The following is a 23,534-nucleotide window of genomic DNA, read 5'->3' as shown; positions in this document are numbered from 1 at the left end:
CCTGCTTGTCCGCTCCGTTCGCCGGAAATCCAGCGAACGGAGCGGGCAGGACACCAGGGCGTCAGTCGATCCGGGCCGCGCGGTCGATGAAGAGGGCGCCGCCGGTGACGACCTTCTCCCCGGGCTTCAGCCCCTCCGTCACCTCCAGCATGTCGCCGGCGCGGATGCCGGGCCTGATGCGCCGCAGGATGAAGCGGTTGCCGTCCAGCGCCACCCAGACGGAGGCCTCGGCGCCGCGATAGATCACCGCATTCACCGGCACGCCGACATTCTGCTCCCCGGCGCCGACCGCGATGCGGAAGGTGGCGAACATCTCGGGCTTCAGGAGATGGTCCGGGTCCTGCACCTCGGCGCGCACGGTCAGGCGGCGGCTGGAGGGATCCAGCCCGGCGCCCACCATGGTGATGCGGGCATCGAAGGTCCGGCCCGGCAGGGCGCCGACCGTCACCTCCACCGGCTGGCCGGTGCGGATCATCGGCGCGTCCATCTCCCGCACCGCGGCCACCAGCCACATGGTGGAGAGATCCGCGATGGTATAGACGGGATCGCCCGCGCCGGTGGCAAGCCATTGGCCGGGGCCGACGCGGCGCTGCACCACCGTGCCGCCGATCGGCGCCGTCACCGGCACCTGCGCCTGCACCATGCGGGTTGCCTCGATGCGCGCCACCTGCTCCGCGCTGCGGCCGAGCACGCGGAGCTTGTCCCGGGCGGCGGCCAGGGTCGCCTCGGCGCTGCGGAGGTCGGAAGCGGCGGTCATCGCGGCGACGCGGGCCTGCTCCACATCGCGCTGGGAAGCGGCGCGGGCGCTGAACAGGCTCTGCTGCCGGGCTTCCTCGCGCCGCGCCTGGTCCAGCGTGGCGCGCGCCTTGTTCGCCGCATCCGCCGCCGAGAGCAGGTCGTTGGCGGCGCCGGCGAGGTCGGTGGTCTCGATCTCGAACAGCGTGTCGCCGGCGGCGACCGTGTCGCCCAGCCGGGCCTGGGCCCGCATCACCCGGCCATTATAGGGGGAGAAGACCGGGGTGGAGCGGTCCTCGTTATAGGCGATGCGGCCTTCCGCCAGCCTTTCGGCGCGGAATTCGTGGAGCTGCATCGGCTCGATCCGCAGCGCCCGCATCTCGTGGTCGGAGAGGCGGAATTCGCCCTGCGAGAGCGGCTCCGCCACCGTGGCGGCGGGGGAGGCAGGCAGCGGCGCCTCCTGCCGTGCGGCGTAATAGAAGTAGCCGGCCCCGGCGGCGAGGAGCAGCAGCAGCGCGCCAAGGATCAGCCGGCGGCGGGTGCCGGGCTTCGCCTCGGGCACGGCCTCCCGCACGCCTTCCGCCGCCGGCGCCGCGGCGGCGCCGGACGGGGCCGGGGCGGCCTCGGCCGCCGGCCGCTCCGGGAAGGCCGCGCCCGGATGGGGCTCCGGAAGGGGCGGCTGGTTCAACATGTTCATTGCGTTCGAGGACCCACCACGCGCCGCACGCTTCCTGGCTGCCGCGATCCTTTGGGCGGCAGGCCCGCCGATGATCCATGCGGACGACGCTACATTGGGCCTCAGTGGCTTACTCGAAGATTGGCCGAAACCTGAAACCACGGACAGGCAAAATATTTTCTATATCGAACCGAGATTCCTGCGGACAAGGTGCCCGGCCCTATCGGCCGAATGCAGGAAAAGCCTTGGAAATCAGTGGGAAGAACGGCCGCTCCGCCTCGCCCTGCCGCCGCCGGTGGTTGCCGGCCGTGCCGGCCACGCCCTCCTCCCCGACCCCGGCGGAACCCGCAAGCTCACCCCCTCGGTCAGAAAACGGGGCCGCTCCGGCCCCGCCAAATTCTCAGATCAGCAATTCGATCAGGAAGGGGCCGGGCCGGGCGAAGCTCTGCGCCATCAGGTCGCCCAGCCCTTCCAGCGTGCTGGCCTGGGCGGCTTCCACCCCCATGCTGTTGGCCAGCTGCACCCAGCCGATATCCGGGTTGCCGAGGTCCAGCATGTCCATCGCCGTCCGCCCGGGATTGGCGCCGACATTGCGGTACTCGCCGATCAGGATCTGGTACTTGCGGTTGGAGAGCAGCACGGTGGTCACCGGCAGCTTCTCCCGCGCCTGGGTCCAGAGCGCCTGGGGCGTGTACATGGCGCTGCCATCCGCCTGCAGGGCGATCACCCGGCGGCCGCCGGCGCCGAGGGCAGCGCCCACCGCGACGGGGGGGCCATAGCCGATGGCGCCGCCGCAATTCTGCAGCCAGTCATGCGCGGGCGCGGCATAGGTCTGCGGGAAGAAGCCGCGGCCATAGGTCACGCTCTCATCGACGATGACGCTGTCCTCCGGCATCAGCGCCGCCACGGTTTGGGCCAGCCCCTCCGGGCTCAGCGCGCCGCGCGGCGCTTCCGGGCGCGGGCCGGGGTCGGGCATGGCGGCGGCGGGGGCGGCGAGCTCCTCGGCCAGGGCGCGCAGGGCGGATTCGGCGTCCTGCTCCAGCCGGGTCAGCACATGCAGCTCGCAGCCCGGGGCCCAGAAGGTGCTGGGGCGGCCGGGATAGCCGAAGAAGCCGATCGGCTCCCTGGCATTCACCAGGATGATGTGCTGGTAGGATTCGAGGGCCTTCACCGCCAGCTCGTTCACATAGGGCACGCGGTCCAGCATCAGCCGGCCGCGGCCGCGCTGGATGCGGGCGTTGGAACCCTCGGCCAGCAGCTTCGCCCCCGTCGCGGCGGCGATGCGCTGCGCCTCGCGCTGCGCCGCCTCCCGCAGCGCCAGGCCGCCGAGCAGCAGCAGCACGTTCTTCTTCTCCCGCAGCACCTTCGCGGCGTTGCGCACCGCATGCGGGTCGGCCTGCGGCACGGCGGGGACGGGCAGCGCCTTGCCCGGCACGCCGCCTTCGTTCCAGGAGCTGTCGGAGGGCAGGATCAAGGTCGCCACCTGGCCCGGCGAGGTCCGCGCCGCCTGCACCGCCACCGCCGCATCGGCACCGACGTCCTCGGTCCGCGTCGCGGTGCGGACGAAGGCGGAAGCGCCGCGCGCCCAGCCCTCGGTATCCGCGGTCAGCGGCGCGTCGAAGGGCCGGTGATAGACGGCCTGGTCGCCGACGATGTTGACGATGCCGCTGCGCGCCCGCCGCGCATCGTGCAGCCCGGCCAGGCCGTTGGCGAGGCCGGGGCCGCAATGCAGCAGCGTCGCGGCGGGCTTCTCCGCCATGCGCCAATAGCCGTCCGCGGCGCCGGTGACGACGTTCTCCTGCAGGCCGAGCACGCATTTCATGCCGGGGATGCGGTCCAGCGCCGCGACGAAATGCATCTCGCTGGTGCCGGGGTTGGTGAAGCAGACATCGACGCCGCTCCCCAGCAGGGTGTGCACCAGGCTTTCGGCTCCGTTCACGGCGTCATCCTTCCCTTCCGGACATGGCCGGGGGCAAGGTGCGCGAGCCGGGGCGCCGCCGCAAGGGCGCGCGGCCGGCGGCGGGGCGCGGCCCGCCCCTGGACTTTACCGGCCCGGCGCACGACCTTCGCCCCGACCGCTTCCGGTCGGCATGAAGGGGCTCCGGGCTCGCCGCCATGACCAGGACCATGCTGTACGGCTTCGTCGCCGGCTTCGTCGCGGTGCTGGTCTTCCACCAGGGCACCGCCTTCCTGCTGCACCATGTCGGCAACGGGCTGGGGCCGTCCGTGGCGCTGTTCGGCCGCGTCCCGCCGCCCTTCAACATGGCGCCGGTGCCGCCCCTCGGGGTGCCGCAGGTGATCTCCATCGCCTTCTGGGGCGGGGTCTGGGGCGCGCTGCTGGCGCTGCTGCTGCGGGCCCTGCCGGTGCCGGCGCTGCTCTTCGGCCTGCTCTTCGGGGCGGTGGTGCCGACGCTGGTGGCCTTCACCCTGGTGGCCTCGCTGAAGGGCCTGCCGCTCTGGGCGGGCGGGAACCGGCAGATCTGGGCGCGGGCGCTGCTCTATGACGGCGCCTGGGGCTGGGGCACGGCGCTGCTGCTGCTGCGGCCGCTGCGGCTGCGGGGCTGAACTGGAAGAAAGAACAGGAAGAACGATCGGGGCGCTGCCCCGAACCCCCGCCGGGGCCAGGACCTGGCCCCGGACCCCGGTGGGAGTTTTGGACCCGTGGGTTGAAGCTGCCGACCGGGGCCGGTCCGTTTCCCGCCGCTGCCGCTTGCGCAGGGCCCGGCCTGTGCCACCTTTGTCGCGTCAGGGCGGCAAGGGCCAGGACCGGGGGAAGGGGACCAAGGCATGACCGTGCAACGCTTCACCGTTTCGCGCCGCGCGGCGCTCGGCCTGCTCGGCGCCGGGGCGCCGCTGCTGCTGGCCGCCCCCGGCCCCGCCCGCGCCCAGCCCCGGCTGGACCGCGTCTCCTTCGTCACCAATTGGCGGGCCCAGGCGGAGCATGGCGGCTACTACCAGGCCCAGGCCGCCGGCCTCTACCGGGAGGCGGGGCTGGAGGTGGAGCTGCGGACCGGCGGGCCGCAGGTCAACCCGGCCCAGCTCCTGCTCGGCGGGCGGGTGGACATGGCCATGGGCAACGGCCTCGTCGCGCTGAATTTCGTGAAGGAGAACATCCCCTTCCTCTGCATCGCCGCCATCTTCCAGAAGGACATGTCGGTGCTGATCGGGCATCCCGGCACCGGCTTCACCGGGTTCGAGGCGCTGCGCGGCCGCACCATCCTGCTCGGCGCCGAGACGCGGGTGACCTGGTGGCCCTTCCTGGCGAAGAAATACGGGCTGCGGGACGAGCAGATCCGCCCCTACACCTTCAACCTGCAGCCCTTCCTGGCGGACAGGCAGCTCATCCAGCAGGGCTATCTGGGCAGCGAGCCCTTCTCCCTCCGCCAGGCCGGCGTCACGCCGGATACGCTGCTGGTGCACGATGCCGGCTTCGAGAATTACGGCACCACCATCAATATCGGCGTGCGGACGCTGAGCGAGAAGCGCGAGGTCGTGCAGCGCTTCGTCGATGCCAGCCTGAAGGGCTGGGACCAGTATCTGCAAGGCCCGGCCGGCGGCTTCGACACGGCGCCGGCCAATGCGCTGATCAAATCGGCCAATCCGGAGATGGGGGACGAGCTGATCGCCTTCGGCACGCGGATGATGAACGAGGCCGGCATCGTCCGCTCCGGCGATGCCGCGACGCTCGGCATCGGCGCGATGACGGAGGCGCGCTGGCAGCGCTTCCATGCCGCGGTGGCGGAGGTGGGGGTGCTGCCGCGCGACCTGGACTGGAAGAAGGCCTACGACCTCTCGCTGGTGAACAAGGGCATCGGCCGGGCCTGAGCCCGGCCCCGCCGCTCACTGCACCCGCAGCCGGACATAGCCGATGTCGCGGTTCATGGAGCCCCGGCCGGCCCGGTCGAGATGCCGGACCGCGAAGGTGAGCAGCGGCGCATCACCCTCCAGCGTGTCGAAATTGCGCGACCGGCTGGCCGGGTCGATCAGGGACGGGTAGGCGATGAAGGAGCGCGCCCCACCCTCCCGCGCCCGCGTCGGGGCCTGCAGCAAGGGGACCGGCGGTCCCCAGCGGAACAGGTCGGGGGAGACGCTGTAGGCGATGCCCGTCCAGGCCTGCCCGCTGGCCGGATCGCGGCGGCGCGTCTGGAAGACGGCGATCCAGCTCCGCTGCCTCGCATCCCACAGCAGCGAACGGACCTCGCTCGGCAGGCTGGCCGAGGGCAGCACGGCACAGGGCTGCGGCGTCCCCGGGTGCCGCATGTCCACGGTGAAATCGGTGCCGTCCCAGGCGCGCCACAATTCCGGCCGCATCGGGTCCTGGCTGCGCAGCAGGCAATTGCCCGGCCGCTGGATCCCATCCCCCTCCGCGGCGGCGATCACGTAGTGAAAGCCGTCCGGCCCCTGCGCGATATTGCTCAGGGTGAAGACGCCGAAGCGGTGCGTCCCGTTGCTCGGATAGGCGTCGCCGAGGCTGGCGACCAGCCGCTCCCCGGGCGGCAGCAGCCGGAAGCTCTCGCCCATATCGTCCGAGACGGCAGCGAGGATGTCGTTCAGCCAGCATCTGGCCGTCCTGCGGCTCGGGTCCGGGACGCAGCCAGCCCGCTTGGTGGGTGCGCTCCGGTCATGGCTCAGCAGCGCCGCCACATGCCGGCCGTCCGGCGTATAGATCCCCTGGATCCAGAGCAGGTTGAGCCCCAGCGGCTGATAGGCGGCGCGGGGCAGGATGGAGCGGCAGACCGGGCGGAGCTGGGTGAAATCCGGTCCCACCATCATCCAATTCTCGCGGTGGGTGGCGATCAGCGCCACCTGGCCATCGGCGCGGCGGAACGCCCTGGCGGGGCTGTCCGGAATGTATTCGTCTTCGCACCGGGCGGACTGCCAAGAATAGAGCGTCTGCTGCTCGCCATCCACCACCAATCTTGGCTGAGCCTCGGCCGCAGGTGACAGAAATTGGCAAAGCAATGCGAGATAAGTCGCCAGCCGAATTAACCGCATAATGGGACTCCACGGCGCGATGGCAGGGGAATTTACGCTGCGCTTCTGGCATAAAAGGCCGGTGGACTTCAACCTCCGGGATTGAGTCAGGGTTTTCGGGGAGTTTCGGCCGGCGTGCCCCGGCCCCGCCTTTCCCCGGCAGCGCCCGCGCGGATTTCAGGCCGTGCCGGGCGAGGCATGCCGAAAGCCGGCAGTAAGCTGCCGTTGCCCCGCCGCCGGGCTTCCGGCAGAAGGGCAGCGCCGCCATCGCGCGGTTGGCGAAAGCAGGGGCGCCCCTTCGGCATGCGGGTTTTGTTCGTCCACCAGAATTTCCCCGCCCAGTACCGGCATGTCGCCCCCGCCCTCGCCGCCCGCAAGGGGTACCAGGTGGTGGCCCTGGGCGAGAATGCCGGGGAGAAGCTGCCCGGCGTGCAGCATGTGCGCTACAAGGCGCCGGCCACCGGGCCGGAGAAGACCCACCGCTACCTGCGCCGGCTGGAGAACGCCACCTATCGCGGCCAGCAGGTCGCCCGCGCTGGCCTGGCGCTGCGTGAGCGCGGCTTCACCCCGGATGTGGTCTGCTGCCATCCGGGCTGGGGGGAGGGCCTCTTCCTCCGCGATGTCTGGCCGGACGCCAGGCTGCTCTATTATTACGAATTCTATTACAGCTCGAGCGGCGCCGATGTCGGCTTCGACCCGCCGGGCCGGGAGGTCTCGATCGACGACGCCTGCCGGGTGCGGCTGCTGAACGCCAACCATCTGCTCTCGCTGCAGGTTTCCGATTGGGGCCATACCGCCACCCAATGGCAGGCCAGCCGCTTCCCGGACTGGGTGCGCCGGAAGCTTTCCGTGGTGCATGAGGGGATCGACACCCCGGTGATCCGCCGCCTGGCGGAGCCCGCCTTCACCCTGGCCGATGGCCGCACCCTGCGCCCGGGCGACGAGGTGGTGACCTTCATCGGCCGCGGGCTGGAGCCTTATCGGGGCTTCCACAGCTTCATGCGGGCCCTGCCGGAGATCCAGGCGCAGCGCCCCAAGGCCCAGGTGGTGATGGTCGGCGGGGAGGAGCCGCATTACGGCGGCAAGCCGCGGCAGGGCGGCACCTGGAAGGAGGTGATGCTGCAGGAGCTGGAGGGAAGGCTGGACCTCTCCCGCATCCACTTCCCCGGCAAGGTGCCGCATGCGGCGCTGCAGGCGCTGCTCAGCCTCTCCGCCGCGCATGTCTACCTGACCTACCCCTTCGTCCTCTCCTGGTCGATGCTGGAGGCCATGGCCTGCGAATGCCTCGTCATCGGCTCCCGCACCCCGCCGGTGGAGGAGGTGATCCGGCATGGGGAGAACGGGCTGCTGGTGGATTTCTTCCGGCCGGAGGAGATCGCCGGGACCGTGGTGCAGGCGCTGCGGGACCCGACGGCGATGGCGCCGCTGCGGCGGGCGGCGCGGGACACCATCGTCAGCCAGTATGATTTGAGTAAGGTTTGCCTGCCACAGCTCCTGACGCTGATCGATCAGGTCGCGGCCGGCACCCTATGCCCTCGCGCCATCTGAGCGGCTGGCGCGCCAAAATTACGTAAGCCAAAAATTACGTAAGTAGGACCACATGCCATTTGCAGCACAATATTACATAAAGCTACAGTAACAAATTTTTGAGCTCTCGCCAATAGGATTTGTGAAGCCTCAACCCTGTGTTGCGGTGCACACTCCTGTTGCGACGCGAACGGCGGTTCTGCACCGCAGGGTTGAGTGCCCGCGCAACCGGGGCGTGGGCCGAAACGTACCGGATAGGACAAATAAATCAGGCTGCCGGGCGGACGGGCCGAAGGGCGGCAATTGGGCTGCATGCAGCGAGAGGGCAGCATGGGACAGTTAGGTGTTGCCATCATCGAAGCCGACGGCCAGTTCGGCCGTCCGCTTGCGAAATTCCTGGCCGAACATGGCTTCGTCCCGGAATTGCATCCGGACCCCGTCGCCCTCCTGCCCCGCCTCGCCAGCCGCCCTCCCCAGGCCGTGCTGCTGGGCTGCGAGGGCGAGCCGAGCGCGACGCTGCAGACGCTGCGCCGCATCCGCGACCTTTCCATCGTCCCCTGCCTCATCCTCTCCGGCCAGGCGGACGACATCAGCGAGATCCTTGCCCTGGAGGCCGGGGCGGACGGGCTGCTGGACCGGGCCACGCCGCACCGGGCGCTGCTCGCCCGGCTGCATGCGGTGCTGCGCCGGGGCGATTGGGGGGCGGTGGAAACCGTCGCCGCGCTTTCGGTCGGCGGCTGGAAGCTCATCCCGGAACGCCGCCAGCTCCTCCGCCCCGATGGCAGCGAATGCCCGCTGACCACGGCGGAATTCGACCTGATGCAGATCCTCGCCGAGAGCATGGGCAAGCCGGTCTCCCGCGACGTCATTGCCGCCCGGGTGTTCAAGCGCCCCTTCCGGGCAGAGGACCGCACGGTGGACAATCTCGTGCTGCGCCTCCGCCGCAAGCTCGGCGCCACCCAGCAGGACAGTATCAAGACCATCCGCGGCGCCGGCTATCTCTTCGCCGGCTTCATCGGCAATACCACAAGGGTGGCGGTGGCCTGAGCGACGGCGCTTCACCCCCGCCCCTCCTGCCCCGCCGCACTGCCGGGAGGGCCACCGGCCATGGGCGGCGCACTGCCTGCGCCCGGAAGCCTGCCGCGACAGGGTCTGCGACCTGTCCTGGCGGGGCCTTGCCATGACGATCTCCGCGGTCCTGCTGCGGCAGCCGGCATCGCCCGCCACCGCGTCCCGGCCAGGGCGCAGGATCCCGGGCCGGCCCGGCCCCGAGGCTCCTCCCGGCACAGGCGCTGACCCGCCGCCCGGACCGCCCATACCTGTATCGCCCATGCCCATATCGCCCTTGGGCGAGTTCCTCTAGGCTCCGGCCCCGCCCCGCCGCCACAGGCTGACCCGCCCTTGTCCGACCGCATCGCCGGCATGCCGGCCGAGGATCTCCTCCGCATTGCCCTCGCCGCGGTGCGCTTCCCCGCGGCCATCGGCCTGGGGGAGCGCTTCGCCCCGGCCGATCTGCAGCGCATCGCCGAGCGCTTCCCCGGCTTCCTCGCCGCGCATCTGGACCGCTTCGGGGTGCTGGGCGGCGCGCCGGCCATCGCCGGCTTCGCCGCCGCCCTCGGCGCCTGGGCGCGGGATGGCGCGGGCCAGGGGGCGGGACTCGGCGCCCTCGCCCAGCGCCTGGCGCTGCGGCCGGAAGCCGGCGCCCTGCTCGCCGCCGCCCTGCCCGCCCTGGCGGAGCTGCGGCCGCGCGACCTGCCCGCCGGCCTCGCCGCGCCCGGGCCGGGCGGCTTCTCCCTGCTCTTCCGCCTGCTGGCCTATGCCATCCGCCTGCGCCGGCCGGACATGCTGGCGGTGGTGCCGCCGGAGCCGCTGGCCATGGTGGATTGGGTCATCGTCTTCGGCCTGGCCGAGCATGGCGCCTGGCATTTGCTGCCGATTCCCGATCGCCGCCTGCTGCTGACCGGCGACGAGGCCCGGCTGCCGCTCTTCCTCCGCGCTGTCGCCCGCTTCCGCCCGGATCTCGCGGCGCTGGCCGACCGGCCCTTCCTGCTGCGCGACTGGTTCCGCCGCCATGCTGCGGCGGAATACGGCATAAGGCTGGAGACGCCGGGGGCGCCGGAGGCGCGGCCCGGGCTGCTGACGGTGATCGGCCCCTGGCGGCAGGTGCTCGGCATCGCCGATGACTGCTTCTCCGCCTGCCGCGCCCTGCTGGAGGCCGGCCGGCCCTTCGAGGTGGTGAGCACCCACCCGGCCCGCTGGATCGAGGCCGACCCGGACAAGCTGGCCCTGCTCGGCGGGCTGGCGGCGCCGGCGCCGCGCGGCGAGCGGGCGCTGTTCTGCGACACGCTGTTCGAGGCGGTGGTCTGGGCGCTGCGCCATTGGCGCCACTTCGAGGGGTTCCACCGCACCGACCTCTTCACCCCCTGGGAGCTGCCGGGCCTGCCGCCGGGCTGGCGCCTGGCCGCCGGCATGTTCGACACGGTGATGACGCCGGCGGGCTTCGTGCAGCAGGCCTTCGCCGGCACCGCGGCGGGGCGGGTGCTGCGGCTCACCTCCTCGGTGGAGGTGGCGGGGCGGCCGGCGCCGGCGGCGCGGCTGCTGCTGCGGCGGAAGCTGCCCTTGCCGCCGCGGGCGCGGCTGGTGCTGACGGTGTTCGACTTCTCCTCCCATCTCAGCCGCAAGAATCCGGAGGCGGCGATCGCCGCCTTCGCCGCGGTGCGGCGCCAGGTGAAGGGCGCGGTGCTGGTGGTGAAGACCACGCGCGGCCGCCGCCGGCGCGGCGAGGCGCGGCGCCTGGCGGCGAAGCTGCGCCATTTGCCGGGCGCGCTGTGGATCGACGGCGCCTGGGACAATGCGGCGCTGGAGGCGCTGATCCAGCGGGCGGACGCGCTGGTCTCCCTGCATCGGGCGGAGGGATTCGGGCGGAACATCGCCAAGGCGCTGCTGCTGGGCACGAAGGCGGTGGTCACCGACTGGTCCGGCAACACGGATATGCGGGCAGAGCCCGGCTATTTCGGCGTGCGGTCCCGCCTGGTGAAGCTGCGGCCGGGGGATTACGTGCTGGGCCAGGGGCAGCGCTGGGCGGAGCCGGAGGCGCGGCACGCGGCGCGGCAATTGCGCGCGGCCCTGGGGCCGCAGGTGCCAAGGCCAGGGCGGGCGGCGTGCCGGTTCTCGCGGCAGCGATTCGGGCGGCGGCTGGTGCGGATTTTGGGGGAGGGGTGAAGCGGGGGCTCCGCCCCCGGACCCCCCGCCAGGGGCGCTGCCCCTGGACCCGGCCGGGGAGGGGACCCCTCCCCGGACCCCGGTGTGAGTCTTGCGGTTCAACCTGCCGACTCCGACCGGGGTTCGGGCCAGGTCCTGGGCCCCGGCGGGCGTGCAGAGGGCAGCGCCCTTTGCCGGGAGCATGGGGGCAGAGCCCCCATCCTCGCCCGCAGCGCCCCCGCATTGCCGCCCCCTCCCCGTCACGTCACACTCCCGGCATGTCGCTCGATATCGCCCTTGCCGCCCTGCCCCGAGACTTTCCCGGCCCCGGCGGCGCCGTCGCCGTGCTGCGCGCGGGGGAGGTGCTGGCCCGCCACGCCTGGGGCTACGCCAATGCCGAGCGGCGCATCCCCTTCACCCCCGCCACCCTCTTCCGCATGTGCTCGATCACCAAGCAGTTCACCTGCGCCCTGGTGCTCGACGCCTGTCCGGACCCGGCGGTGCTGAACCCGCTCATCGCTGCCCGCCTGCCGCTTCTGCCAGGCCCGGTGCCCACCGCCCTGCAGCTCTGCCACAACCAGTCCGGCCTCCGGGATTACTGGGCGGTCGCCATGCTGCTGGGCTCCCCCGTGGAGGCGCCGTTCGGGGAGGCCGAGGCGCGGCAGCTCATCGCCGGCACGCAAAGCCTGCATTTCGCGCCCGGCACCCGCTTCTCCTATGTGAACCAGAATTTCCGCCTGCTCTCGGACGCGCTGGAGGACCATACCGGCCGCGGCTTCGCCGAGCTGCTGCACCACCGCCTCTTCGCCCCCGCCGGCATGGCGGGCGCGCTGCTGGCCGCCGATACCCGCGCCCTGCCTGATGGCACGGAGGGCTATGAGGGCAACCCGGCACTCGGTTTCCGCGCCGCGGAGAACCGCATCCTCTGGACCGGCGATGCCGGCCTCGCCGCCTCGCTGGATGACATGATCGCCTGGGAGCGCTGGATCGACGCGACGCGGGAGGACCCGGACTCGCTCTACCGCCGCCTTTCCGCCCCGGTCGCCTTCGCCGATGGGGCGGTGGCCAGCTATGGCTTCGGCCTCGGCCGCAGCACCGCCTTCGGCCGGCCGATGACGGGCCATGGCGGCGCGCTGCGCGGCTGGCGCAGCCACCGGCTGCATCTGCCGGAGGAGCGGATTTCCGTGGTGGTGATGTTCAACCACCTCTCGGACGCCAATGCCGCGGCGATGGCCCTGCTGGCCGCGCTGCTGGGGGAGGCCGCGCCGCCGCCGCCCGCCGAGCTGCCGCCGCCCGCCTGGCTGGGCGTGTACCGGGAGAGCGAGACCGGCCTTGCCGCGCGGGTGGAGGCGGCCGGCCCCGGCCGCATCCGGCTGCGCTTCGGCCATAACCCGGAGCTGCTGGAGCTGCTGCCGGATGGCAGCGCCCAATCCGGCCGCACCCGGCTGCGCCCGGCGGCGGACGGGCTGTGGCTGGAGCGGGGCGGGGAGAATCTCGCCTCCCGCCTGGTGCCCGCCGGCGGCGTCGCGGCGCCCGGCATCGCCGGCCGCTACGGCTGCGCCGAGCTGGGGGCGGAGTTGCTGGTGGCGGATGCCGGCGGGCTGCATTACGGCGGGTTCTCCGGCCCGCTGGGCCAGGGGCGGATGGAGGCGCTGACGCCGGTCGGCCCCGATCTCTGGCTGCTGCCCTGCCCGCGCGCCCTGGACCACACGCCGCCGGGCGACTGGACCCTGGCCTTCACCCGTGACCCGACAGGGCGTGTCACCGGCGCGCAGGTCGGGTGCTGGCTGGCCCGCGGCCTGCGCTACGACCGCGCCGCCTGAGCGCCTGCCGCAAAGGGCCCGCGGCACGCCGCAAGTCCCTGCGGGTGGCGCTGCAGGCCGCAGGGGCTGACCCGGCGGGTCGCCGCCCCGGCGGCTACACTACATCCTGGCCGGGACACCGACGTCCTCGCCGGACCGCTGGCGGGGCCAGGCTCCGCGCCCTGCCCGGCGCGCCGCCCGTTCGCTGCCCGCTGCGCCGAAGCGGCTTCGCCCCGGGGCCACCCCTGGATGGTTGAGAAATTGTCACAAAATGCCCTCGAAAGATGAATCGTCTCTTTTTTGATTGTTGAATGGTTAACGCCCGGCTAGAGCAGATCGCCGGAGGGCGGAATCGCCCGGAGGCGTGAATCTGCTCTACATCAATAAGATAGAGCGTCTTCACGCTGCGCAGTCAGCGTGAAGACGCTCTATGTCTCGCTTCCGGAAGGACCCAGCGCATGGCCGAAGCCAGCCTCACCGCGGATGCCCTGCTGGAGGCCGGTGCCGCAGGCTGGCGCGGCGGCGGCCCGCTGGTGCTGACCTACAGCTTCGCCACGGACGGGCTGGACCCGCTGGGCAACGCCCTCGCCGCCGGCCAATGGGCCGGCTTCAACGCCGCGCAGCAGGAGAGCACCCGCCAGGCCCTGGCCGCCTGGGCCGCGGTCTGCGGCCTGGCCTTCATCGAGGTGCCGGACACCCAAGGCGGCGCCGGCATCGACCTGCGCTTCCGGCTGGAAAGCCTGGGCTTCGGCGTGGCCGGCACCGGCTGGGGGCCGGAAGATCCGGTGATCGCCGGGGATGTCGCCCTCTCCCTCAGCCTGTTCCGCACGGACAGCCTGGCGCCCAGCCCGACGCGCATCGGCTTCGCCACCCTGCTGCATGAGATCGGCCATGCGCTGGGGCTGGAGCACCCGCCCGCCGGCACCACGCGGGACGTCACGGTGATGTCCTCCACCGCCGGCACGGCCGGCATGCCCATGGCGCCACGGCCGCTGGATGAAGCGGCGGTGCAGGCGCTGTACGGCACCCAGGCGGCGGAGCAGGGGCTCGGCCTCGTCTGGTCCTGGGACGGCAGCATCAACGCGGTGCGCGGCGAGGGCAGTGCGGGTGCCGACCGGCTGGTGGGGACGGCGCTGAACGATCTGCTGCTGGGCGGCGCGGGGGATGACAGGCTGCTGGGCGGGGTGGGGCAGGACACGCTGGCGGGCGGCGGCGGCGATGATCGGCTGGATGGCGGCGCCGGCATCGATACGCTGCGCCTCGGCGCGGCGCGGGAGGCGGTGGTGCTGGACCTCGCCGCCGGCACGGCGGAGACGCCCACCGGCCGGCTCGGCTTCAGCCAGGTGGAGCGCTACGAATTCACCGACGGCACGCTGGTGACCACGGCGGAGGATCCGGCGGCCGCGGTGCTGCGGCTCTACATGGCCGCCTTCGGCGCCGGGCCGGATGCGGACAGCCTGGCCATCGCCGTCTCCCGGTTGCAGATCGGCGTCTCGCTGGAGGAGCTGGCCCGGGGCGTGCTGGAGGGCGCCGCCTTTGCCGGCTCGCATCTTGAGCTGGCGGATGCCGGCTTCGCCGCGCTGCTGGCGGGGAATCTAGGCCAGCCGCTGCTGGCGCTGGACATCGCGGAGGATCTGGCGCTGGGCCGGTCCTGGGCCGGGGCGCTGGCCAGCCTGGCGGCGAGCGGCGCGGCGCGGCAGGCGACGGTGGCGGCGGGGGTGTGGGTGACGGCGGCGCCGGAGGTGCAGGTGCTGTCCCTCGGCCTGCCCACGGATTTCAGCGCGGGCAGCGGCGGCGCGGCGGAGAGGGCGGGCGCCATGCTGGCGGCGGCAGGGGGCGAGGTCACCGCCCTGCCCCGGGCGGCGCAGGCGGCGCTGCACCATGCGCAATGGGCGGCGGCGCATCTGGCAGGGGCCGAGGGCCTGGCCGGGCTCTCCACCGCCGCGCTGCTGACCGGGGTGCTGGAGGAGGCCCGGGGCGGGACGCCCTGGGAGGCGATGCAGATCCTGATCGGGTGACGTCGGCCTGAGCCGGACCAGGGGCTCTGCCCCATGGGCGCGAGGTTAGAGCGGTTTCACGCTGACTGTGCAGCGCGAAACCGCTCTAGCTCATGGATTGTAGAGCAGCTTCACGCCTCCGGGCGATGCCGCCCTCCGGCGATCTGGTCTAGGCGATAAGGGGATGCAGCCGGCCGGGTAAGAACGGGGGCTTTGCCCGTTGGCGGCAGTGCCGCCACCCCCAGCAGGAGGCTCTGCCTCCTGCACCTCCGCCGGGGGGGAAGGCTTCCCCCCGGACCCCGCCGTGAGTCGGCTGGTTGGACGCTGGGTCTGAAACTCAGGCCGGGTCCGGGGGGGAGCGTTGCCGGCAGTGCGCCTACCCCTGGCGGGGGCGCTGCCCCTGCACCCCCGCCGGGGGTTGCCGGCACGGCCGCCACCGGGCAAAGCCCCGCATCAACCGCCCCGCAGCACCAGCTCCGCGATCTGCACCGCGTTCAGCGCCGCGCCCTTCAGCAATTGGTCGCCCACCACGAAGATCGCCAGGCTGCGCCCGGAGGGGTCGCCCAGATCGCGCCGGATGCGCCCCACCAGCACCTCCTCGCGGCCGGAGGCCTCGACCGGCATCGGGTAGTGGTTGGCTACCGCGTTGTCCACCACGCGCAGCCCCGGCGCCGCTTCCAGCAGCGCCCGCGCCCGCTCCGGCGCCATCGGTTCGTCGAACTCCGCGGTGATGGCCATGCCATGGGCGCGCAGCACCGGCACGCGGATGCAGGTGATGCCGATGGGCAGCTCCGGCCGGCCGAGGATGCGGCGGCTTTCCGCCACCACCTTCAGCTCCTCGCCATTATGCGCCGTCTCCGGGTCCATCGCCGCATTGTGGCTGAACAGGTTGAAGGCGTAGGGGTGGGGCAGCACGCGCGGGGTGAAGGCCTCGCCGCGCAGCGCCGCGGCGGTGGCCGCTTCCAGCTCCGCCATCGCCGCCGCGCCGGCGCCGGAGGCCGCCTGGTAGGTGGCGATGCTCAGCCGGCGGATCGGCGCGGCGCGCTCCAGCGGGGCCAGCGCCACGGTGGCGATGGCGGCGACGCAATTCGGATTGGCGATCAGCCCGGCATGCCGGGCCAGCGCCCCCGCATTCACCTCCGGCACCACCAGCGGCACGGCGGGGTCCATGCGGAAGGCGGAGGAATTGTCCACCACCACCGCCCCCGCCGCCCGCGCCCAGGGCGCCGCCTGGCGGGACAGCGCGGCCCCGGCGGAGAAGAAGGCCAGGTCGATGCCGGCGAAGCTGTCCTCGGCCAGCGCCTCCACGGCGAATTCCTGGCCGCGAAAGGCCAGAAGCTGCCCGGCCGAGCGTGGCGAGGCGAGCAGGCGCAGCCCGCCCACCGGGAAGCCGCGGCTTTCCAGGCTGGCCAGTAACGCATGCCCCACCGCGCCGGTGGCGCCGAGGATGGCGATGTTCGGCAGGCGCGCCTCGCCCGCCAGGGCGGCGGCGGCAAGCGAAGGTGGCATGGTGTCTGGCATGGGCTGCGTCTCCTGGAAGCCGGGGAGACGGGGCGCCCTGTCCTGGCCGGCCCCGTCCGTTGCCGGCGGGGCCTTGCTGGGGGTTATGCCGCGATGGTCACCGCGCAGCCGCCAGAGGACGCCCCGCCGAAGCGGTCGTCTTTTCGGTCGTGCGCTTGCTGGTGGCCATGCCGAGCATGGAATGGTGCGTAGCAGGCGCGCGGCGGGGCGGCAATTGCTTTCGCGGCTGCTCAGGCCGCTTCCACCGCGGCGAGGCGCCGGTAGCGGGCGGCGGGATCGGCCGGGTTGCCGGGCGCCATGCGGTTCGGCCTTGCTGCAGGCGGGATGGAGGGCGCCGGCCGAAGCCGGCGCGCGGGCAAGGCTGGGGAACCGCCGGGTGCGGCCGCGGCGACCCTATTCCGGCTCGATCCCCGCCGCCGCCACCACCGCCCGCCATTGCGGCACCTCCCCGCGCAGCCTCTCGGCCAGGGGCGCCGGCCCGGTCAGCAGCAGTTCCGAACCGCGCTCCGCCACGCGCAGGCGCAGCTCGCTTTCCGGCGCGCGCAGCGGCGCCAGCTCCGCCAGCACGCGCGCGATCGCCTCCGGCGGCGTCGATTTTCCGCCGAACAGCCCGTACCACAGGGTCGAGGCATAGCCTGGCACCACCTCGCTGGCCGGGGGCACATCCGGCAGCAGCGGGGCGCGCCCGGTCGTCGTCACCGCGATGCAGCGCACCGTGCCGCTGCGGATATGCTCCAGCGGAATGCCGACATCGCCGATATAGCAGTCGATGTCGCCGGCCAGCAGCGCGTTCATCACGAGCTGCGCGCCGCGATAGGGCACATGCGTCACCTGCACCGCCGCTTTCTGGAACAGCATGGCGCCGGTCAGGTGGGTGGAGGCGCCGACGCCGGAACTGCCATAGGTCAGCCGGTTCGGCGCCGCCCGCGCGGCGGCGAGGAAATCCTCCAGGCTCTTCGGCCCGTTGGCGCGCACCACCAGGGTGTAGGGGGATTGCATCACCAGCGTCACCGGCAGCAGGTCGGTGAAGGGGTCGAAGCCCAGGTTGCGGCGGATCGCCGGCAGGGTGGCGATGGCGTTGGAGGTGATGAGGAAGGTGTGGCCGTCATTCGCCTGCGCGACGTACTGCATCCCCACGGCGCCACCCGCCCCGGCCCGGCTGTCGAACACCACGGGCTGGCCGAGCCGCGGCGTCAGCCATTCGACGAAGTGGCGCGCCGGCACGTCCTGCGGCCCGCCGGGCGCGAAGGGGCTGACGAGGCGGATGGGCCGGTTGGGCCAGGCATTCCCCTGCACATTCCCTTGGGCACTCCCCTGGGCACTCCCTTGGGCACCCGCCCCGGGGACAAGGGCGGGCATGGCAAGCCCGCCCAGCAAAGCCACGCCAAAGTCCCGGCGGGTGATGGCCATGGAGGATCCTCCCCTGTCGTTCTTGGACGGATCCAGGCTAACGCGACCCGGCCCCCCGGCTGAAGGGGGGCGACATCCTCCGGCCCGGAGGCCGGGCCCGCCGCCTCCGAGCGCCCTCTCCCCTTGAGACGGGGGCCGGCGAGGGCACGGCTATTCCGGGGTCTCCGGCCAGGCTGCGGCCGCCCCCTGCCCGGGGCCGTTCCGCGCGTCCATCATGGTGGCCGGAACCGGCGCGGGTCATGACGGCCCGGCCGGCCCCGCCATCGCCGGCAGGAGTGCCCCACCGCACGGTGGCCAGCACCGCCGCGGCACGGCCGCCAGGGTCCCGGCCAGGGCCATGGCTGTCGCCCGCGGGCGCCTTCGCGCCCTTCCACGACGACCAGGACCGGCGCGGCACGGCACCCGGCCGGCCCGCGCCGTCGCCTGCCTATGGCGCGTTCTTCCGCGCGCCCCAGGCGGCGGCCAGGACCAGCAGCGCCACCGCCGCCAGCAGCGCCACCAGCCCCCAGCCCGGATCCACCCAAGGGGTGCGGTTGCCGCTGAGCTCGATCAGCCGGTTCCGCACATCGGTCCCCGGGCTGACGCCGGCCAGCAGCGCGCCGGCCGCGGGGACGAAGATCATGCAGGCGGCCAGCGCCAGCACCGGCGGCCGGTAGGCCGCCAGCCGCGGCGAGACCACGACGAGGATCGCCGCCACCAGCGCCAGCAATTTCAGCGAAGTGAGGATGGGCACCGCCTGCCAGGCGGACAGGCCGAGCAATTGCTGCTCCGCCCCGCGGACATGCAGCGCCGGCAGGAACAGCGCGGCCGCGGCGGCAAGAAGGATGGCAGCGCCGAGCAGCACCAGCCCCGCCCCCTCCCGTCTTGGGGTTTCGATCATGTTCGTTACCTCCCGGGCCGGTCTTGGTGACCGGCTCCATGGAAGAAGTTAAGTTTCCGCCCATGCGGTGCAAGCTTATCTTGCTGCCGGCCGCCCTTTGCCTCCTGCTCGCCGGGGCGCACGCCGTGCCTGCGCAGGAGCTGGCCGGCCATGGCGGGCCGGTGCGGGCGCTGGCGGTGCTGCCGGGGGAAGGCGCGTCGGGCGGCCTCGCCTCCTCCGGCTTCGACCAAGCGGTGATCCTCTGGGATCCCGCGCAGGCCGGGGCGCGCCGCGTCATGCGCTGGCATGGCGGGGCGGTGAATGCGCTCGCCGCGCTGCCGGATGGCGGCCTGGCCAGCGCCGGAGAGGATGGGCGGATCGCCCTCTGGCCACCCGGCGGGGCGGAGCAGCCGCGCCAGGTGCTGGAGGGCCATGCCGCGCCCGTCGCGGCGCTGGCCGTGGGGCCGGGCGGCGAACTCGCCTCCGCCGGCTGGGACGGCACGGTGCGGCGCTGGCGGCCGGATGGCACGGCGGCAGTGCTGGAAGGCCATCGGGGCCCGGTGAACGGCTTGGCCTTCCTGCCGGCGGGGCTCGCCTCGGCGGGCTATGACGGCAGCCTGCGGCTTTGGGCCGCGGATGGCTCGGGCCGGGTGATCGGCGAATTCGGCGTGCCGCAGAACGCGCTGGCGGCCTTGCCCCAGGGGGAAGCCTTCGGCGGGTTGGCGGCGGCCGGGGCGGATGGGATGGTGCGGCTGCTCGGCCCCGATGGGACGGTGCGGGTACTGCCGGTGGGCCCGCGGCCGGTGGTGGCGCTGGCGGTGGCGCCCCCGAGGGCAGGGCATGGCGGGTTGCTGGCCGCGGCCTCGCTGGGCGGCAGCGTCAGCCTCCTCGCCCTGCCGGAGGGGCGGCTGGTGACAAGGCTGGAGGGGCCCGGCCTGCCGGTCTGGGCCGTGGCCTTCGCAGCGGATGGGCAGAGCCTCTGGACCGGCGGGCAGGACCGGGTGGTGCGGCGCTGGTCGCTGGCGGGCCAGCCCCTGGGGCCGCTGCAGCCGGCGGTGCCGGCCGCGGCGGCGGGGGGCGAGGATGCATGGGCGTTCCGTGCCTGCGTCGCCTGCCACGCGCTGCGGGCGGAGGCCGGGCCGATGGCCGGGCCGCATCTGCAGGGGCTGTTCGGCCGGCGCATGGGCAGCGTGCCCGGCTACCCCTATTCGGAGCGCCTGGCGCGGGGCGATATCACCTGGACCAGGGAGACGGTGGCGGAGCTCTTCACCCGCGGGCCGGATGTGGTGACGCCGGGGACGCGCATGCCGGTGCAGAGGCTGGAAAACCCCGCGGAGATGGCGGCGCTGCTGCACTTCCTGGAGGAGGCGACGCGGTAGGTTGGGGGCTTTGGCCACGCTCCTCAGCAGGGGGCGCTGCCCCCTGCACCCCCCGCCGGGGGGAAGGCTTCCCCCCGGACTCCGCCGTGAGTCGGCCGGTTGGATCGCCGGGCCTGAAACTCACACCGGGGTCCGGAGGACCGGTCCGGTCCCCGGTGGGGGTTCGGGGGCGCGGCCAGCAGCAGGGCGAGCCGGCGCATCGCCGCTTCAGGGCAGCAGGCGGTAGAGGGTAACGGCGCGCATTTCCCGGTCCTCCAGCTCCCGCGTCACCGGCACCGCCAGCCGGAAGACCGGGGAGAGGCCCTCCCGCGGCAGATAGGCGCGGCCGGGATCGGCCAGCAGCACCTCCGCCCCCGCCGCCGCCAGGGCGCGCAGCCAGGGCAGGATATGCCCGGTCATCGGCGCCTCGTAGCAGACATCGCCGGCGAGGACGGTGTCCCAGCGGCAGGGGGCACCGACCAGGTCGCCCGCCAGCGCCACCACCGCCGCGCCGTTGCGCGCCGCGTTCAGCCTGGTGGCGGCGACGGCCAGGGGGTCGATCTCCGCGGCTTCCACCAGCGCGGCGCCAGCCCTGGCGGCGGCGATGGCGGCCAGGCCGCAGCCGGCGGCGAAATCCAGCACCCGCCTGCCCCGCACCCGCGCCGGCTCATCCAGCAGCAGGCGCGCCGTGGCGATGCTGCCCGGCCAGGCGAAGGCCCAGAAGGGCGGCTCGATGCCCTCCTGCGCCAGCCAGGCCTCGGTGGCCTGCCAGATGGGGGTGATCTCAGAGGCCAATTGCAGGGTGATCTCGGGCACCAGCGGCGGGGTGGCCGGGGCGGTATGGGCGAGGATGAAGGCCTCGGCGGCCTCGCCCGAGCGGTCCGGGAAGGGGCGGCCACCCTGGCCCGGGCGACCGGGCGGGGAGGATGCGGCGGCAGCCGCCGCGCTCTCCCCCGCCTCGCGCCGCCCGCCGGGCCGACCGCCGAGCTGGGGGCGGTCCTGGAAGGCGCCGCCGCCGGGTGCCGCGCCCCCTCCGTTCACCTCGCACCGCTCGCCGGGCCCGTCACCGAGCTGGCCGGGGCCGTCCGGCAAGGCAGCGGCACGGGAGGATGTCGCGCCCCCGCCGCCCACCTCCCGCTGCCCATCGGGCCGGTCACCGGCCCCGCCAGGCCCCTCATCGCCCCGGCGTGCCGCGTCCCCGCTCACAGCCGCCCGATCAGGAAGGCCAGCGCCACGGCCAGCCCCACCTCCCGGTTCGCCTTGAACAGCACCAGGCAGCGCGCCGGGTCGTGGATATCCAGCGCCAGGACCTGCCGCGCCAGCAGCGCCGCCGGCAGCAGCAGGGCCGGCAGGTACAGCCAGTGCAGCCCTGCCACCCAGCCCGCCAGCACCAGCAGCGCCAGGGTGGCGGCGTAGCAGGCCGCCAGGAAAGGCCGCGTCCGCTCCCCGAAGCGGAGCGCCGTGCTGCCGATGCCGACTGCGGCGTCATCCTCCCGGTCCTGATGCGCGTAGATCGTGTCGTAGCCGAGGATCCACATGAAGCCCGCGGCCCAGAGGATGAGCGCCAGCACACCGACCTCCCCGGTCGCCGCCGCCACCCCCTCCGGCGCCGCCCAGGAGAAGGTGAGGCCGAGCATCGCCTGCGGCCAGTTCGTCACCCGCTTGGCCAGGGGATAGAGCAGGATCGGCAGCAGCGAGCAGAGGCCGAGCAGGATTGCCGCCCGGTTGAGCTGCACCAGCACCAGAAGGCCGATCAGGCACAGCCCGGCCAGGAAGGCCAGCGCCTGCTGCGGCGAGACCGTGCCGGCCGCCAGCGGCCTGCCACGGGTGCGCTCCACGAGCCGGTCGATGTCGCGGTCCCAGAGGTCGTTCACCACGCAGCCGGCGCCGCGCATGGCCACCGCGCCGATGGCGAAGAGCAGGGTCAGCCGCACCCCCTCCGCCCAGGAGGGCGCCACCAGGGCAAAGGCCCAGAGCCCGGGCAGGAAGAGCAGCCAGGCGCCGATCGGCCGGTCCAGCCGCGCCAGCAGCGCATAGGGCCGCCAGCCCTGGGGCAGCCGCCCCACCCAGCCGCCGGCCGCGATATCCGTATGGCCCTGCATCTCCGCCCGCGCCCCTGCCCGCTTCTCCACCCGCGCCCCAGGCCGGGCCGCCTTCCGGGAGCCGCTGCCTGGGGGAGCCGTTCCCCTGAGAGCCACCCCTTGGGGGCCGTTCCCCCGGGAGCCGCCCCCCTAGGTGTCCCCCTGGGAGCCACCACCTTGGGGGCCATCCCCCCGGGGAGCCGCCCCCCCAAGGTGCCCCCCTGGGAGCCACCACCTGAGGGCCGTCCCCTGGGAGCCGCCCCTTAGGTGTCCCCCTGGGAGCCGTCCTGGGAGCTCCCCCCGGGAGCCACTCCTAGGTGTCCCCCTGGAGCCACCATCTGGGGCCGTCCCCTGGGACCCGCCCCTTAGGTGGTCCCCTTAGGTGTCCCCTGGGAGCCACCACCTGAGAGCCGTCCCCTGGGAGCTCCCCCTGGGTGCCGTCTCATGGGGGTCATCCTCCCTGAGTGCCGTCCCCTGGGCGCCCTTCCCCTGAGAGCCACCCTTGGGTGCCGCCACGGGAGCCGCGCTTTCGCGCCCATGCCCCGACCTGCCCCTGGACCCACCCTGACACCCGCCCCGGGGGCAAGCCTTGCCTTCCGCCTCTCTTCCAGCGAAAGGGCGGCATGTCCACCCCGCGCCTCTTCCTCGATGCGCCGCTGGAGGCAGGGCGGGAGGTCGCCCTGCCGCCCACACAGGCGCATTACCTCGGCAGCGTCATGCGGCGCGGACCGGGGGACGCGGTGCTGGCCTTCAACGGCGCCGACGGGGAATGGCTGGCGCGCATCGCCGGCATCAGGAAAGACCGCGGCAGCCTGGTGCCGGAACGCCGCACCCGCCCCCAGGCCGGCTGCCCGGACCTCCGCCTGCTGGTCGCCGTGCTGAAGCGGGAGGCGATGGAATGGGTGGTGGAGAAGGCGACGGAGCTCGGCGTCGCCCGTATCCAGCCGGTGCTGACGCGCCGCAGCGTGGCGGACCGGGTGAACCTCGCCCGCCTCACCGCCATCGCCCGGGAAGCCGCGGAGCAATGCGAGCGGCTGGACCTGCCGGCGCTGGCGGAGGCCCGCCCGCTGCACGGCGTGCTGGATGGCTGGGACGGCACCTCCCTGCTGGTGGCGGCGGAACGCGCCGGCGCCCCGCCCCTCGCCACGGTGCTGGAGGGGCTGCAGCTTCCCGCCGCCTGGCTGGTGGGGCCGGAAGGCGGGTTCGACCGGGCGGAGCTTGACGATCTGCGCCGGCGTGCCTTTGTTTCGCCTGTCGGCCTCGGGCCCCGCATCCTGCGGGCGGAGACGGCGGCGGTGGCCGGGCTGGCCCTTCTTCAGGCCCGGGCGGGCGATTGGAACCACGGTTGAGCGAATGCCGGGCGCCCCGCCCGCAACGCCGAGACAGGGAAGCT

General features: G+C 73.4%; 17 protein-coding genes. 9 read left to right on the top strand and 8 right to left on the bottom strand.

Going from position 1 to position 23,534, the window contains the following annotated elements; translation table 11 throughout:
* Positions 1-61: 61 nt before the first annotated feature.
* Together E5N76_RS22330 and E5N76_RS22325 are read right to left on the bottom strand one after the other, a co-directional pair.
* A complete protein-coding gene (locus tag E5N76_RS22330) occupies positions 62-1,423 on the bottom strand; it encodes an efflux RND transporter periplasmic adaptor subunit (RefSeq protein ID WP_149539540.1) in 1,362 nt (453 codons plus the stop codon).
* Positions 1,424-1,811: 388 nt separating this feature from the next.
* Complete coding sequence (locus tag E5N76_RS22325; protein ID WP_149539539.1) at positions 1,812-3,350, bottom strand: acetolactate synthase large subunit; 1,539 nt, start codon at positions 3,348-3,350, stop codon at positions 1,812-1,814.
* A 176-nt stretch (positions 3,351-3,526) separates the two neighbouring features.
* On the opposite strand from E5N76_RS22325, the gene E5N76_RS29745 reads away from it, so the two are divergent.
* Positions 3,527-3,976: a hypothetical protein gene (locus E5N76_RS29745; RefSeq protein ID WP_207792074.1), complete on the top strand. Its 450-nt coding sequence runs from the start codon at positions 3,527-3,529 to the stop codon at positions 3,974-3,976.
* Between the two features lie 222 nt (positions 3,977-4,198).
* Positions 4,199-5,236 carry an ABC transporter substrate-binding protein gene (locus E5N76_RS22315; RefSeq protein WP_149539538.1) on the top strand — a complete coding sequence of 346 codons (1,038 nt, stop codon included), beginning with the start codon at positions 4,199-4,201 and terminating at the stop codon, positions 5,234-5,236.
* A 15-nt stretch (positions 5,237-5,251) separates the two neighbouring features.
* Here the strand turns inward: E5N76_RS22315 and E5N76_RS22310 are convergent, their stop codons facing one another.
* Positions 5,252-6,322, bottom strand: a complete 1,071-nt coding sequence (locus E5N76_RS22310; protein WP_149539537.1) for a hypothetical protein — start codon at positions 6,320-6,322, stop codon at positions 5,252-5,254.
* A gap of 366 nt (positions 6,323-6,688) precedes the next feature.
* Between E5N76_RS22310 and E5N76_RS22305 the strand changes: the two genes are divergently transcribed.
* From E5N76_RS22305 to E5N76_RS31300, 5 genes are all read left to right on the top strand, one after another.
* Positions 6,689-7,933: a glycosyltransferase family 4 protein gene (locus tag E5N76_RS22305; RefSeq protein ID WP_149539536.1), complete on the top strand. Its 1,245-nt coding sequence runs from the start codon at positions 6,689-6,691 to the stop codon at positions 7,931-7,933.
* A 309-nt stretch (positions 7,934-8,242) separates the two neighbouring features.
* Positions 8,243-8,959, top strand: coding sequence for a response regulator transcription factor (locus E5N76_RS22300; RefSeq protein WP_187830328.1), 717 nt, complete (start codon positions 8,243-8,245; stop codon positions 8,957-8,959).
* 354 nt (positions 8,960-9,313) lie between these two features.
* Positions 9,314-11,134: a glycosyltransferase gene (locus E5N76_RS22295; RefSeq protein WP_149539534.1), complete on the top strand. Its 1,821-nt coding sequence runs from the start codon at positions 9,314-9,316 to the stop codon at positions 11,132-11,134.
* Positions 11,135-11,391: 257 nt separating this feature from the next.
* Positions 11,392-12,936 carry a D-aminopeptidase gene (locus E5N76_RS22290; protein ID WP_149539533.1) on the top strand — a complete coding sequence of 515 codons (1,545 nt, stop codon included), beginning with the start codon at positions 11,392-11,394 and terminating at the stop codon, positions 12,934-12,936.
* 437 nt (positions 12,937-13,373) lie between these two features.
* Positions 13,374-14,933, top strand: coding sequence for a hypothetical protein (locus tag E5N76_RS31300; RefSeq protein ID WP_149539532.1), 1,560 nt, complete (start codon positions 13,374-13,376; stop codon positions 14,931-14,933).
* Between the two features lie 432 nt (positions 14,934-15,365).
* On the opposite strand, the gene E5N76_RS22280 is transcribed toward E5N76_RS31300, so the two are convergent.
* The 3 genes from E5N76_RS22280 to E5N76_RS22270 all read right to left on the bottom strand — a co-directional run bounded on the left by E5N76_RS22280 (position 15,366) and on the right by E5N76_RS22270 (position 18,723).
* Positions 15,366-16,433, bottom strand: a complete 1,068-nt coding sequence (locus E5N76_RS22280; RefSeq protein WP_235907825.1) for an aspartate-semialdehyde dehydrogenase — start codon at positions 16,431-16,433, stop codon at positions 15,366-15,368.
* A 393-nt stretch (positions 16,434-16,826) separates the two neighbouring features.
* Positions 16,827-17,843 carry a Bug family tripartite tricarboxylate transporter substrate binding protein gene (locus tag E5N76_RS22275; protein ID WP_149539531.1) on the bottom strand — a complete coding sequence of 339 codons (1,017 nt, stop codon included), beginning with the start codon at positions 17,841-17,843 and terminating at the stop codon, positions 16,827-16,829.
* 427 nt (positions 17,844-18,270) lie between these two features.
* Entirely contained in the window at positions 18,271-18,723 is a 453-nt protein-coding gene (locus E5N76_RS22270; RefSeq protein WP_149539530.1) for a hypothetical protein, read from the bottom strand.
* Positions 18,724-18,848: 125 nt separating this feature from the next.
* Between E5N76_RS22270 and E5N76_RS22265 the strand changes: the two genes are divergently transcribed.
* Positions 18,849-20,081 carry a c-type cytochrome gene (locus E5N76_RS22265; protein WP_235907824.1) on the top strand — a complete coding sequence of 411 codons (1,233 nt, stop codon included), beginning with the start codon at positions 18,849-18,851 and terminating at the stop codon, positions 20,079-20,081.
* A gap of 207 nt (positions 20,082-20,288) precedes the next feature.
* Here E5N76_RS22265 and E5N76_RS22260 read toward each other — a convergent pair whose 3' ends face one another.
* Entirely contained in the window at positions 20,289-20,912 is a 624-nt protein-coding gene (locus tag E5N76_RS22260) for a class I SAM-dependent methyltransferase (RefSeq protein ID WP_149539575.1), read from the bottom strand.
* A gap of 350 nt (positions 20,913-21,262) precedes the next feature.
* Positions 21,263-22,162 (bottom strand): 4-hydroxybenzoate octaprenyltransferase, encoded by a 900-nt coding sequence (gene ubiA / locus E5N76_RS22255; protein ID WP_149539574.1) that lies wholly within the window; start codon positions 22,160-22,162, stop codon positions 21,263-21,265.
* 602 nt (positions 22,163-22,764) lie between these two features.
* Between ubiA and E5N76_RS22250 the strand changes: the two genes are divergently transcribed.
* Positions 22,765-23,490, top strand: coding sequence for a 16S rRNA (uracil(1498)-N(3))-methyltransferase (locus tag E5N76_RS22250; protein ID WP_149539528.1), 726 nt, complete (start codon positions 22,765-22,767; stop codon positions 23,488-23,490).
* The last annotated feature ends 44 nt before the right edge of the window (positions 23,491-23,534 follow it).

Origin of the sequence: Siccirubricoccus phaeus (assembly GCF_008360935.1) — a bacterium.
GTDB lineage: Bacteria > Pseudomonadota > Alphaproteobacteria > Acetobacterales > Acetobacteraceae > Siccirubricoccus > Siccirubricoccus phaeus.
This window is presented reverse-complemented; position numbering and strand designations above follow the sequence as displayed.